The 13,601-nt window shown below is 46.4% G+C and carries 11 protein-coding genes and 1 pseudogene; 8 read left to right on the forward strand and 4 right to left on the reverse strand.

The features are described from left to right. The first annotated feature begins 224 nt into the window (after nucleotides 1–224). Nucleotides 225–659 (forward strand): hypothetical protein, encoded by a 435-nt coding sequence (locus CES81_RS10345; protein ID WP_145993341.1) that lies wholly within the window; start codon nucleotides 225–227, stop codon nucleotides 657–659. Between the two features lie 44 nt (nucleotides 660–703). Here the strand turns inward: CES81_RS10345 and CES81_RS10350 are convergent, their stop codons facing one another. Next, complete coding sequence (locus tag CES81_RS10350) at nucleotides 704–1,810, reverse strand: acyltransferase family protein (RefSeq protein ID WP_089121691.1); 1,107 nt, start codon at nucleotides 1,808–1,810, stop codon at nucleotides 704–706. A gap of 300 nt (nucleotides 1,811–2,110) precedes the next feature. Between CES81_RS10350 and CES81_RS10355 the strand changes: the two genes are divergently transcribed. Beyond that, nucleotides 2,111–2,836, forward strand: a complete 726-nt coding sequence (locus CES81_RS10355; RefSeq protein ID WP_089121692.1) for a hypothetical protein — start codon at nucleotides 2,111–2,113, stop codon at nucleotides 2,834–2,836. Next, the gene (locus tag CES81_RS10360) at nucleotides 2,817–3,794 is read left to right on the forward strand and encodes a serine hydrolase (protein WP_089121693.1); all 978 of its coding nucleotides are present in this window, start codon (nucleotides 2,817–2,819) and stop codon (nucleotides 3,792–3,794) included. The genes CES81_RS10355 and CES81_RS10360 overlap by 20 nt, the downstream gene beginning before the upstream one ends. A 73-nt stretch (nucleotides 3,795–3,867) precedes the next feature. Here the strand turns inward: CES81_RS10360 and CES81_RS10365 are convergent, their stop codons facing one another. After that, the gene (locus tag CES81_RS10365; protein WP_089121694.1) at nucleotides 3,868–4,500 is read right to left on the reverse strand and encodes an HAD family hydrolase; all 633 of its coding nucleotides are present in this window, start codon (nucleotides 4,498–4,500) and stop codon (nucleotides 3,868–3,870) included. Between the two features lie 338 nt (nucleotides 4,501–4,838). Here CES81_RS10365 and CES81_RS10370 point away from each other — a divergent pair, with 338 nt between their 5' ends. The 3 genes from CES81_RS10370 (at nucleotide 4,839) to CES81_RS10380 (ending at nucleotide 7,569) form a co-directional block, all read left to right on the forward strand. Further along, nucleotides 4,839–5,213 carry a hypothetical protein gene (locus CES81_RS10370; RefSeq protein ID WP_089121695.1) on the forward strand — a complete coding sequence of 125 codons (375 nt, stop codon included), beginning with the start codon at nucleotides 4,839–4,841 and terminating at the stop codon, nucleotides 5,211–5,213. Between the two features lie 95 nt (nucleotides 5,214–5,308). Beyond that, nucleotides 5,309–6,172, forward strand: coding sequence for a hypothetical protein (locus CES81_RS10375; RefSeq protein ID WP_089121696.1), 864 nt, complete (start codon nucleotides 5,309–5,311; stop codon nucleotides 6,170–6,172). Between the two features lie 167 nt (nucleotides 6,173–6,339). Beyond that, complete coding sequence (locus CES81_RS10380; protein ID WP_089121697.1) at nucleotides 6,340–7,569, forward strand: S-layer protein; 1,230 nt, start codon at nucleotides 6,340–6,342, stop codon at nucleotides 7,567–7,569. Between the two features lie 144 nt (nucleotides 7,570–7,713). Here the strand turns inward: CES81_RS10380 and CES81_RS10385 are convergent, their stop codons facing one another. Together CES81_RS10385 and CES81_RS10390 are read right to left on the reverse strand one after the other, a co-directional pair. Continuing rightward, the gene (locus tag CES81_RS10385; RefSeq protein ID WP_089121701.1) at nucleotides 7,714–8,895 is read right to left on the reverse strand and encodes an NADH-dependent flavin oxidoreductase; all 1,182 of its coding nucleotides are present in this window, start codon (nucleotides 8,893–8,895) and stop codon (nucleotides 7,714–7,716) included. 153 nt (nucleotides 8,896–9,048) lie between these two features. Then, entirely contained in the window at nucleotides 9,049–9,648 is a 600-nt protein-coding gene (locus tag CES81_RS10390) for a TetR/AcrR family transcriptional regulator (RefSeq protein WP_089121698.1), read from the reverse strand. 141 nt (nucleotides 9,649–9,789) lie between these two features. Here CES81_RS10390 and CES81_RS10395 point away from each other — a divergent pair, with 141 nt between their 5' ends. Together CES81_RS10395 and CES81_RS10400 are read left to right on the forward strand one after the other, a co-directional pair. Then, entirely contained in the window at nucleotides 9,790–11,622 is a 1,833-nt protein-coding gene (locus tag CES81_RS10395; protein ID WP_089121699.1) for an FAD-dependent oxidoreductase, read from the forward strand. A 169-nt stretch (nucleotides 11,623–11,791) separates the two neighbouring features. After that, nucleotides 11,792–13,330 (forward strand): annotated as a pseudogene (locus CES81_RS10400) (IS1182 family transposase); the annotation flags it as partial. Nucleotides 13,331–13,601: the final 271 nt, after the last annotated feature.

Below are 13,601 nucleotides of genomic sequence, written 5' to 3' on the forward strand. Positions count from 1 at the left end.
GCTTTGACTTGATTTGAAATTGACCTAAATCAAGTGAGCACATTTTTTTGAAGGCAACTCGGACATGAAGATACAAAAAAGTTAAGGGCGGATATTTTAGCATTCAGCACAAATTAAAATGAGCCAGATAGATTGATTTTTCAGTAAACTAGCGTAAACTTTTAATTGTTTTAGCAGATGCAACCGTGCATATGCTGGTATTTAACGAATTGGGGGATATTGACGTGATCAAACGGTTTAAGAATTACATCATCATTGGGTTAGTGGCAGTGATCGCTTTAATTGGGATGAGCGCTATATCACAATCAGCTTCAGCACATTCAAAGTACACCACGACACCAACGTCGTTACGCGGTAAGTGGGTATCCAAAACGCAGTATGTGGTAATTTCAAAGTATGAATTTTCAGTTAGCTCTTATAAACACGGTAAAAAAAGTAATGATACCTGGTCAGTTTCAGGTAAGCGTAAAACCTCATCTGGGTATCGATTGAGTGTATCAAAGAAGTCTAAGAGCGGGTATTATCGTTTGGGCATTGCTAAGGGTGAATCTGGTTGGCCGCTTAAACGAACCCACCACAAGGGCAAAACTGCGCTGGTAACCTACGGATGGAATCCGATGACGCACAAAGCAATTCACAGTTATTTTTATAAGAAATAAACGGTAAAAAAAAGCAGGTCCAGCTGACCTGCTTTTTTGGTGGCTTAACTAAAATTTTGACTTTTTACGCATTTCGGTTTAACTCGCACCCAAACCGCGTGGATCCCAAACGCTGAGCCAAAGGACAGGCACCATGTCAGCACGTAAATCACTAAAATACCCGTCAAAGTGTGAGCCGTCGTCAGCGTTCTGCCAAACAGCAGCCACAGGCATTCGGACCAAAAGACATTGGACAAATAGGCTTTGTAGGCGAAACCGGCAAAGCGGTGCACGAACTTGGTAAACGGCCGCTTGGCGCGTACTTGAAACAAGCAGAGCGCCGCAAACAAACCGATGATTGCCAGGTCGTACACTGTCATGGACGGCTTGTAGTAGGGTGCGTTGGTTAATTTAACGGGGAAGCCGTAGCGAAACAGCTCCTGGTTGGTCCACCAAAAAGCACCAGCGAATACTTCGGCGATCACCGGCCACCATTTCAGAATCAAACGGTCAAACCGTTCGTGATACTGCCACGCTAGCACGCCAAAGATCCCGTAGATGAGAAAGCTGACAAACAGCCGGTCCAGCAGGTACCAGTCAGTGGCGTGCGGACCGTGGAAGACCTGCGAATCGTAGAACCACAGCCACACGGCCGCAATCAGTACCGTAACGCAGGCAGTAAATATGCCGCGCCTGCGATCATGACCGCACCAGCGCCCAATGGCCCAAAACAGCGGCATCAAAATGATGAATTGCAACATCATGGTGTTATACCACAGATGGGGTGCGGCGTTGCCGTTGACGAATTGCCACAGAAACGTTCGCGGATCGTGATAGCGGCTGACCTGCTGCATTTGCGGCATCACCAGCAAGTAGACCAACGTCCACCAAATCGTGGGAATGAACAGCGCGTGCCACGCATTTCGCAGGTAACGGCGATACGTGAGGTCACGATGATCGATCGTCATGCGAGTTGTGGTATATAAAATGCCAAAGATAAAGGCTGGCGCGGTGTATTTGACTAGATTGTATAAAATACCGATCCAGGTTTGCGCCGCGATACTCGGGCTGGTGGTCAGTGCGTAACCTAAGATTGGCTGCGACATCACCGCCGTGCAGGCGCCGAGTTTGAGGTAGTCGCCAATATCAGCGGCTGGTTCAGTATTGTTCATAGCTAACCCACCTTTATCTGGATTTGTGAAAGCACACATCTAGGTAAATGTTAGCACTGAGCTTTGAAGATAGAAAGTAACCCAAAAATAGCACCTATGAATTGCCTATCAGATGCCATTTCCCTATCTACGGGCACATTACTCAGTTAAGTTGATCCAGCGGCAACAGAATTTTAAAATGGCTAGTTATTTGTTCAAGAAAATTAGCAATTATTTCCCAAATCAAATTGTTTTGACGGAATGATAAGCTTACAATAATGGTAAATTGTTCATATATTAACTAATCTAAGAGGCAGCGACATGAAAAAAATTCCAGCTCTATTAAGCATATTGACGGTGGCAACGATTGGTCTTGCCGGCTGCGGCAGTTCGCAGGCTAACCAGAGTGCCAGCAGCAGCTCCAGCAAAAACCAAAGTAAGCTTTCGGAAGATGAAGGTGTGATCAAGACCGCCCGTAATTTGAACGAGGACGGGCACTACCAGGACTCCAACAAAGCCCTGAATGGTATCGCGATTACCGATTTAAGTAAGAAGGGCTTCGGCTCACTTAAAGCGGAATACTTTCAAATTCAAAAGAGCAACGACGCGTTCCTGTTAAAACAGGGGAAGAAGCAAAATCAGGCAGCGGCGAATAACGGTTCCAGCAATCTGTCGACTAACGACAGTTTCTCTAACTACTCCAAGTTCGTGGGCGACTATTCGTTTTATAATTACGATTCTAAGCGGCCGCAAAGCGACCTGGTCATTGATTCCGATGGTACCGTCGTTCAGGAAAACAATGATGGCAGCAGCTATCACGGTGTCGCGACGATTTCGGCAACCAATCAAAGCGGCATTCTGTCATACGATGTCACTTCTGGTACCAATAATACGAAGTCGATCAACGCCAACGTGAAGATCGACGTTACCTGGAGTAACGGTGAAAACGAAACCTACTACGGCTACACGTCTTACGATAACTACCCGGTCTTGACGGATGGGAAGTCCTACAAGGGAGATCTAGTCAATGAAGTTTGGGTTCAGTAAATTAGTCGGCCTAATGCTGCTTTGTGCCGTTGGCGTTAGCGGCTGTTCCAAGGCCAACTCCCACGCCAGCAAAACCCAATCGAAAGTTTCAACCAGTAAGGTCGCGGCCAGTTCGAGTCACGTAAAAGCCGCTAGCAGTGCGCCAAAGGCAATTTCACCAGCGGATTCAACACAAGGTGAAATTCGGACGGCTGAGCAAAGATGCGCTCATTCAGCCTCCGGTGAAACCTCAATCTACGTCGATAATTTAAAGGCCAAACACCCCGTCATCCTGCATAACCGAACGCAACGGTCCGCCAGCGTGATCAAGCTGTTCATCATGGTGACGGCTTTCCGGCAAATTAAAGCGGGTCAGCTGTCACTCAATCAAGAAGTGCGCGTGCCTAAAGCTGACCGCGTGGGCGGCACCGGTGAACTGGCGCAGGAAAACGTCAGTCAGCTAACGGTCAGCAAATTACTGACACTGATGATCCGCAACAGCGATAATTCGGCCACCAACGTGCTGATCGACCGGTTGGGCGGAATCAACGTCATCAATCAGGAAATTAAACGGCTGGGCTGCACGCAGACGCAGCTGCAGCGCAAGATGCTGGACTATCAGGCACTCAAAGCTGGCAAGGATAACGTGACCTCGGCCAAAGACGTGGGTAGCCTGCTGGTAAGACTGGCTCAACACCGCGTTCTTGGCGCGCCGTACGATGCAGAAATGCTGCAGTTAATGACGAATAACGCCAATCAAAGTAAACTGTCCGCTTTGATCAATAAAAAAGCGACCGTTTACAACAAGACGGGTGAATTCCCCGATTACGGTGTTCAAAACGACGCCGCTATCGTGAAAAAGGGCAGCCAAACCTTTGTCGCGGTGGTGCTTTCGCAAAAGGGAACGCAACGCAAGCAGATCAGCGCCATGCAGCAGCTGGGAAAGCAGCTGTACAATATTAATTTTCGTGAAAAATAGTTGGTCTCAATCACATCAAAAAACCGGCTTACCCAACGAGGTAAGCCGGTTTTTGTTTTAAAGTTTAAAATATCTAACCCAGCAACTTTTCCCGCAAAGCAGCTACCGATTCATAAATGTCCGCGTTCACTGCCTTGAGGGCATCCAGCTGAACGCTAGGTGACCAAGCGGCTGAAAAACAGTGGATGCCAGCGGCTTGGGAAGCCTGGATATCACTGGTAGCATCACCAACGTAGGCCAATTCTGTCGGGGCTATCTGCTGTGTTGCCACCAGGTGTTTGAGGTTATCCGTCTTGACGTTACGCTCCGGCGAACCCACTAAAATCGGCTTGAAGTAGCCGTTAAGCCCCAGCATTTTCAGCGAAATGTCACAAGCCTGCTGCCCCTTACCGGTGAGCAGGGAGACTTGAATGCCATGGCTGGTTAAGTCTTTCAGTAAATCCACGATACCTGGGAACGGCTGCCGCAGATCTTCGTGTGCCTGCTGATAAACATCGTAAAAGTAGTCGGAAGCAATATCTAACGGGACGTCCGGCAGCAAACTGCGCAGCATGCCCTGTTCGTTAGTGCCAAAGGTGTCGAAAATCTGCTGGTCGTTGATCTGTTCACCAGTAAAGTGCTGAACCGTATTGTGAAAGGACTTCAAAATCACCGGAAAAGTGTCCGCCAAAGTGCCGTCTAAATCGAAACTGATCATGCGATACATGTGATCGTCACCTAACTTTCTAAAAGAAGTAAAAGTCTAATCTTATAAATTCTCATTAACTTTAGTATTGCACGCGAAGGGGCCTGGTTCAAGCTCAGCATGAAGCGTAAATACCGGCTGATTAGCCGGCGCAGCTCCTCAAAACATCATTGATTAAAAGCATTATTTCTCACATCTTTCCAGCAGTATACTTTTTCAGAAGTTGAGCAGAATGTTATCCTTTGACTATCGACCAAAATTTCAAAGGGGAGAATACGCATGCTACGGAAGTATCTCGGTAACGTCCTGTTTGATTTAATTGACATGGCGTGGAAGCGGCATCGAAAAGGTGGTCTTAAATGATGGCTAAAGTTGTGAAATGGGGGTTGGCTTTTGCTATCTGTATTCTCTGTGCCATCGGCGCCACCGTGCCGTTAGCAGAAAGCTCGGCTGTTAAAGTGAGTTTGTTTTGCCTTTACCTCATCTGTAATTTGTTCCTGGCAAATCAGTTACTGGCGATCCCCGACTGGAAGCAAGCCATCCGGAAATCTGTCAAAAAAAGGGAACCCAACTGGATCAAATTGGTTTGCGGCGGCATCTTTCTCTTGAATGCCTTTCTGGTGCCGACTTACCAAACCTTTTGGGAAAGTGCCCTTTGGCTGCTGGCAGATATCGTCTGTTACATCGCCATTTGCGCGGTAGTGATCTCAATCGTTAGGCGGTTTTTGAAGTAAACTTTTAAACTCGGTTAAGATGAGTGTTTAAAGATTGCCCCTTTTACCAAAGCGGACTATTCTATAAGTAGATTTAAAGGGAGAGGGAATTTAAAATGTATAAAAAAATAATCGCCGGCCTACTAGGGCTGGCCGCCTTTGCCACCGTTGGCGCGGGGACAACGAATGCCCACGCGGCATCAACCGTCCAAATCGCCGGTCAAACGGCCCGCAAACATTACTTACACATTGCCACTTATTATCGAACGACGAGAGCAACTAAGGTGACCATCAACTACGAAAAGACGCATTCGACTAAACTCAAGTCTTATTCGAAGTCGATGACGTTGCCGAAGGGCACCATCGTTGACGGCGATGCCCATTCTTTTGGCACGGCCACGACGGGCAGCCTGTATCCTGAAGTCCATTTTAACAGCAACCGCTTGAGTTACAATTTGCTCAATAAGGGTGTCAAGAAGGGCTACCAGGCAAATGAAATCGGGACGTCTATCGCCACCGGCTCCTTTAAGCAGATCTCGACGCCTGCTTACATGCCAACCTGGAGCTACGGTGATCTGTACTTGGGCGGCGCTTCAGCAACGAAGCAGCCTGACGAGTCCAGCCAAAATGTCCAGATTACCGATAACGGCTACGTCGAGGTTCATAAGAAGAACGCAGCAGCGCAATTTTACAACCGTTACTTCAATAAGCCGGTAGCCTCCGCCAAGATCAAGAAGACCACTAACAAGGGCAGCACCCGTTACCTGTACTTGAGCAAATCGCTCAAGGGCTTTAAAACGACCCGGGTCGGTCACAAGGGCGCCTACGAGTATCGTTTGTCGATGAAGAACTTGCACGAGCCGCAAGTGAACCCTTCAAATAACGAAGACGCCGACTATTCAAGCTTTTACAGCCTGTATTCATTAGGCGGAAAGACTTACTACACGCCACTGGGCACTTCGGGTCCCACCACGGATTAAGTCTTTAGAAAATTTTAACAATTATGGCCGTGCAATCATTGCACGGCTTTTCTGTGTCCTGACAGTTTATCGCCCAGCATATTATCACAACTCCTCGCGGTGACATGATAGAATAGCTGTAGCTAATCGGGGGATTAGCATCCGGTTTGAAAAAAGGAGTGTATTTGATGAAATCTAGTTTGAAGAAAACCTTATACGTTGGTTTAGCTGCTGCATCCGTCCTTGGTGCCGGTAGTTTTGCTGCGACCACGGCTAATGCCAAGTCATACGCCAGTGTCAATAAAGCGACTACTTTGACCACCGCGCCAGAAACCCGTAACGTCGTGCCAAACGGAACCCACGCCCTGTACAACAAGGTGGGGACTTCCAAAGGTGCCCGGGTGATCGTTTCCAGCGCGAACATGGACAGGTTAGGCAACTCAAACAGTTCCAATAATTACTTCCGTGCTTATTCCGTTACCACGACGAGCCGCGGTTCCGTCTACTACAAGATCGTTTCGTTTGACGCGAAGTACCGTGGCTGGATCTATGGTGGTAAGGATATCAGCAAGTTTGCCGGCGGGATCGCGTCCGTTCAAACGACCAGTTCCGCAAGCCTGCCAAGCGTGACAACGGGCTACACCATGACGAATCCATCTAAATGGACTCTCTGGAACAACCCGAAGTACACCCAGTACAAGGCTAAGAAACTGACCGGCTTTAACACGACTGATACCTTCACCCTGACCGGTGCTGAAACCAAGACCCGTGAAGGCTGGGTATACTACCAAGTTAAGGACGAGCAGAACCCATCCATCACTGGCTGGATCTATAACTTAGGTGTTCAGGCACCGCAGGGCAACCAAGTTAAAGTCAGCTACGTCGATAAGAGTACTGGCCAAGAAGTCGGCACCGGTTCAGTGACCTTCGATAAGAGCGCCGCAACGACTAACGTGACGACGACTAATAACTTGAAGAGCATTTTTGATAACGTCCCTTCAGGTTACGTGCCTTATGACAACGACAACGGCAGTTCCGCTTCGTTAGCAAACAATGCCGCGGCAGCCGTTGCTAAGAACGGCGACACGGTGGTTTACTACGTTAAAGCCGCTGACCCTGCTAGTCTGACGAAGGGCATGAACGTTCAAATGAAGACCACTAGCGGCTCAGACATCACTTTGAAGAGCAGCGACCAGGCTAGTTTGGACGCCGCCGGCAAGAAGTTGGCCTTCCAGGTTAAACCAGGCGACACCGCGACTGCGAAGAACACCGAAAACATCATCGCCAATGCCGAATTACGTCAATTTATTGGTAACGACGGCATTACGTACATGTTCGACCATGCCACTGATACTCCAACCACAGCCAGTGACACGGGCACCGTTAACGTAACGGCTTACTACCGTACAATTGGTTAAGCGATTGAGTTAAATTAAACTAAATCAGGATCTAAATAAGCAGGCTGAGAAATTTCTCGGCCTGCTTTTTAAATATGTGCGGTTAATCGGATTAAGTTCTGAAACATATTGGAAATGGTATATCTTCAAAAGCTGTTTGACGTTTTAACCCTCGTGTGGTGCGAGTTTCTTAGCAAACATCTTCTTATCAAATTCATCGGGCTGATTAGAAATATGCATTGCCGATTTTAGATAACCGTTAATGAATTCCCAAAAAGTGTCAGTAATACCAATTTCTGGGAGATCGGAAATTGATATTGTGTAGCGGATGGCATTTTCGTCATTCTTTTCAATTTTTTGAACCCACTGCGGTTCCCGAAGCAGTTCACGGCCGATACCAACAAAGTCGAGGCCATCATCAATGACTTTTGCGGCGTCTGCTGGTGTTTCCACGGCACCAACACTAATAAGAGGCAGACGCTGCTTCAATACCTGCTTGATTTTGTCAATAATCGGTTCTGAATCGTTTTCGTCATTTAAGGATGTTCGCCAAACGTAACCCATCGAAATATGGAGATAGTCAATTGGCTGATTACCTAGCAAGTCGACTAATTTCAACGTGTCCGCTAACCGAATCCCTGGCGTTTCAACTTCTTCTGGAGAAAGCCGGTAGCCTAAAATAAATGGGGTGTTTGCGTTAGCGTTGATGGCATCTTGGCAGGCTTTGATCACGGCTAGTGGGAAGCGGGTCCTGTTTTCAAAGGAGCCGCCCCATTTGTCCGTTCGCCGATTAGAGTGGGGTGAAAAGAATTGCTGTACCAGATAGGTATTGGCACCGTGAATTTCGACACCGTCAAAGCCAGCTTCTATGGCACGTCTGGTGGCCTGACCAAAGGCAGTAATGATTTCTTCAATCTCAGCTTCTTTTAAAGGCCGAGGAGTTTCTGCCCCTAGTCGGTTAGCTGGAATATCACTCGCTGATTCGGGTTGAACGCCCCGGAGAATTTGTGAATTAGTCATTCGTCCGGCGTGGAAAATCTGGAGAATTGCTTTACTGCCCTTTGATTTAATGGCCGTGGCAATTTTACGCAGGCCAGGGATGAATTTATCGTCAGCAACTGACAGTTCACCCTCAATTCCTTTACCGTGCGGCGTGACGTTAGCGACCGCCGTGATGATCATGCCTGGGCCACCAGCTCGCTGAGCGTAGTAGTTAACTTCATTGGATGTGACACGGCCGTCCGCAAAAGCGCTTGCTTCAGTCATCGGGGCCATGACCACCCGGTTTTTGACTTCCGCTCCGTTTTCAAATTTATAGGGTTTTAAAAAATTGTAGTTTGCCAAAATCAACACGTCCTTCTTTTTTTAGTAACATGCACAGAATATCACAATGTTTGTAATTTTGTAAGCGCTTTATACTGAAAGCGTGAAGCAAAAATATTAATTAAGGCATCGAACTAAAGCGTTTGAACTCAACGAAAAAGTCACTAATTCCCGTCTTTAATTCAAAACAAACCCCTTTAAACGTGATTGCTGGTACTGCCGTTCAACTTCAAATAAAATTTCTAATCCCCGTTCAAAGTAGGGCACCACGTCGAAATTACCCGACTGAAAGCACCAGTTAATTTCATAGCCCTCAAATAGCAATACCGAGTTGGTGTACAACTCAGCCGCTTCTGATTGATTTTGAATAATGCCAGCTTTTTGGGCTTGTTGAATCAGCGTTGTCACGTAGCGATCGGTGCTGTCATTAAAATCAAACGTATGCTGATTGCGTTTGAGGTTGGAAACGTACAGCTGGCTGTAAAGATCGGGGCCCATCTCCGTGATCACCCCAATAGTGCGTTCATAAAACGTGTAGATTTTTTCCAAGTCGTTCTCACCAGCGTTGGTTGCCAGCAGCTCTTGCGGCAGGCGAGTGATCAGCGTTCGGAAATAAGTGCTTATCAGCTGGTCTTTATTTTCAAAATGGTAGTAAAAAGTTGGTTTAGTAATATCACATTTTGTGCAAATCTCATTGATGGTTACTTGATCAAATGACGATTGTTTGAATAGTTGGATTGCCGTACTCATAATACTGGCATCAGTTGCTTTGGTCATTGTCGATACCTCCAATTTAAACACTATCAGTATAACATTATCTGACTGGACTTTATAAAAGTCTTACCAAGGTAATAAAATAGTGTTACAATGCTGTTAATAAATGAACAAAGTCAATTTATACGGAAGGAAGTCGTTGAGATGAGTAAACAATTTGTGGGTGCGGTTCAAGGGTTTCACGGGATTGTTAAGGCAACCATCACGGTAGATGATGATAACCGGCTAATCGATGTTGTTCCAGACGTTAAGTCGGGGACTGTAGGGGCGCTTGGAATCAATGAGATGCAGGCCAAAATGAAAGCGGTTAATTCGGCGGATGTAGACGCCGTTTCTGGCGCCACCGTGAGTGCCAGCAGCTTTAAAAACGCGGTGCAAAAAGCGATGGCGGTAGCTAAGGGTGATTTGACAGCCCAAGAAGCGGTTGATATTAATGTGGCTAATCCGTATCAAGAGACTGAAAATGATGCCATCACGGGTGCTTCTCATCGACCAAATGAAACGCCGCAAAATACTTCGGTAGCCACACCAGCTGTTGCGTATTCACCCGAATTAAAGTTTGATGCTAGTTACGATGTGGTAGTAGTCGGTGCTGGTGGCGCGGGCCTAGCCGCGGCTGCGGAGGCCGCGCGAAATGGCCTCTCTGTCTACATTAGCGAAAAGAGCGGGATTCCCGGTGGTACGACTAACTTTTCCGGTGGTGTGGTTCAAGCGGCGGGCACTAAACTCCAAAAGACCACCACGAAATATAAGGATGACACCCCAGAAAAACACGCTAAACTCTGGTTAAAGGCGGGAGAGAACACCGTTAATCCCGATTTAGTCAAAGATTTAGCCGAAGGGGCACCGAAGAACATTGAATGGTTATCAAAGCTCGGCTTGAACTGGATCAGTGTATACGGACACTGCCACATTCCGTACGTTGATGATGCTGACTTTGCTGACCGGATTCACGTTTACGATAATGGCACAGGAACTGGCGGCGGCATGGGCGATGGCCTGGTTTTGACACAAACTCTTCTAAAGGCAGCACAGGAAGCCGGTGCGGTGATTAAGTATGAAACACCAGCGATTGCGTTAGTCCAAGATCAAAGCAGTAAAGCAGTGCACGGGGTTAAAGTACGCCACCAAGGGACTGATAAATTAATTGAAGCGAAGCGCGGCGTTATTTTAGCAACGGCCAGCATTGATCATAATCCAGCCCTTGCCAAAGCGTTTAACCAACAACACTATAACGACTTGATGTACAATACCTGCCTGTCAGCCAAATCCGATACGGGCGATGGTTTGATGATGGGATTATCCGCGGGTGCTGCCGTGAGCGGTATGGGCGGAACGATTGATTTTTGCGGGAAGACTGGTAACGGGACCAATAACCAGATACCAACGATCCCACTGATCTTTGTCAATGGTGCCGGTAAGCGGTTTGTGTGTGAAGACGCCACATACGCTTACCAGTACCGGGCTATTTTCCAGCAGGAAAAGCAGTTAGAAGCACCCACTTACATGATCTTTGACGGCGATTCTATTCACGAACCCGGTAGCGTTTGGACGGATGAAACCTTAGCCAAAGACGTTGCCGATGGAGTAGTTAAAAAAGCGCAATCAGTGGCGCAACTTGCCGAACTACTGCACATCCCTGAAGCTAATTTAAACGACACAATCAAAACCTGGAACCAAAACATGGCAGGTCAAAAAGACTTAGAATTTGGTCGGCAGACTGGTTTGAAGCCACTGCATGCACCGTTTTATGCTTATCATAATAAAGCAACGAACCTTGGTGCCATTGGCGGGTTGACCATTAACGTTGACGGACAAGTCTTAGATGCCTTTGACCGTCCAATTCAGGGTCTGTACGCGGCTGGCTTGAACGCCGGCGGCTGGATTGGGCCTTACTATCCTGGTTCAGGAACAGCTATTTCGGGTATCGTTCACCAAGGACGGAAGGCTGCACAAACGTTGGTAAACTTGCAGTAATTTTTGTTTAGAGTAGGAAAGGAGGCTGTGACATAAGTCTCTTAATTCAAAAGCAGGTAGTTAAAATCCTCGGATTTTTAACTACCTGCTTTTTTGATATAATGACAGAAAAAAAGAGTATCGGTTGCCCCCGATACCCTAAAAATCATCCCCGAAAGGACAATCCAACATGACAAATTATAACATGAATCAAACAATTTTACCGCTAACTACTGACTATACCGTTCAAAAAGATAGTCCTGCTTACTATATTAATGAACTGGTTGAGTCACTCTCAATCAAGGAGCACTATCTATTCGGTCGTCCTCGAGAATATGATTTGGGTGCCATGATGAAGCTGGTTCTTTTCGCCTACACGCGTGGGGTCTTTAGTAGTCGCCGAATCGAAACCTTTGCGGTGGAAAACTTAACGGCTCGTTGGCTGACTCAGGAACAGATGCCCACTTACCGGACGATCTGTCGCTTCCGAATTTCCGATGAGTTAGAAACTTTGATTCACGATGGGTTAGACCAGTTGGTTGACTACTTGCGTCGTCAAAACTTAATCGACGATGTGACTTTTATTGATGGTACCAAGATTTTGGCTGATGCCAATAAGTATAGTTTTGTCTGGCGAAAAAATATCGTGCGCTTTGATCAGATGAATCGTGAAGCCATCCAAAAAATCTTGGCTGATATTAAGCAAGCCTACGGCGCAGCTTTCGTTCCAGAAGATACTAATCTAACATTAGAAATGATGGATGAAGTCATCACCCGACTAGAAGACCGACTTGATAAATTGAATGACGAAATCGAGCGACAACCCCAATTATCGCCTAACCCAGCTAAGCAATCACGTCGTCATATTAAAAAAATCAAACGGCAATTAAACCAGCGTAAAGCAAAAATGATTGAACACCAGAAACAAATGGAAACCTTTGGTGACCGCAATAGTTATTCTAAAACTGATCAGGATAGCACCTTCATGCGCGTCAAAGAAGATCCGATGCTGAACGGTCAGCTGAAGCCAGCCTATAATTTACAAATCGCTACTAATAATCAATTCGTATTAGGTTTTGGTTTATTCCAGCGCCCAACTGATACGAAAACTTTAATTCCATTTCTGAGTACCTTATCAAATACCAACGCGTTGGCTGAGCACATCGTGGCTGATGCTGGTTATGGTTCAGAGGCTAATTACCGCACAATAGAAGATAACTATCAGCATCATCAAGCCATCATTCCGTACGGAACGATGTTAAAAGAACAAAGTCGTCAATGGCAGTCCGATGATCGTAAAGTGATGAACTGGACCTACTTCGCTGAGGACGATTATTATATTGATCAACGGGGCGTTAGATTTAACTTTCAGCGTTATTCTCAACGTACTGACAATAGTGGTGTTACGCGTGATTTCAAAATCTATCGCGCAGAAAAATTCGACGAGGATCACCAAGTTATCCCAGCAGCCCTAACGCAGTCTGGACAAACCCGATATATCAGTATCAATCCCAGCTGGGAATATTTTAAAGCTCAACAACGGGAACGATTAACCACGGAAACGACCGCGCAAATTTATGCCCGACGTAAAATAGATGTCGAACCAGTCTTCGGTAGAATGAAGGCTTCTTTAGGATTCAAACGATTTATGGTCCGAGGCTTGAACAAGGTAACCAAGGAAACCGGTATCGTCATTATGGCGTTAAACATGGCAAAAATGGTCAACATTAGGGGATAAAACCCTGACTTTATTCAGAAAAAAGGTTTATCGAGAAATCAAATTTTGATTTCTTCGATAAACCTTTTTTGAAAGCTATGATTTATGACTTAAGTCACAGCCTCCTTTGCTTTTAAAATGAGAAAGGCTATTTGGGGATTAATAAAAAGAGCTAAGGTCACTGACGTGTACCCCCAAAGTTGGAAACAACTTTGGGGGTATTTCTATGACTAAAATTTCCTGGGATACTAAAATTATAGCTATTAAAGCATATTTAACAGGG

It is taken from the genome of Secundilactobacillus pentosiphilus (genome assembly GCF_002217985.1).
In the GTDB taxonomy this organism is placed as follows: domain Bacteria; phylum Bacillota; class Bacilli; order Lactobacillales; family Lactobacillaceae; genus Secundilactobacillus; species Secundilactobacillus pentosiphilus.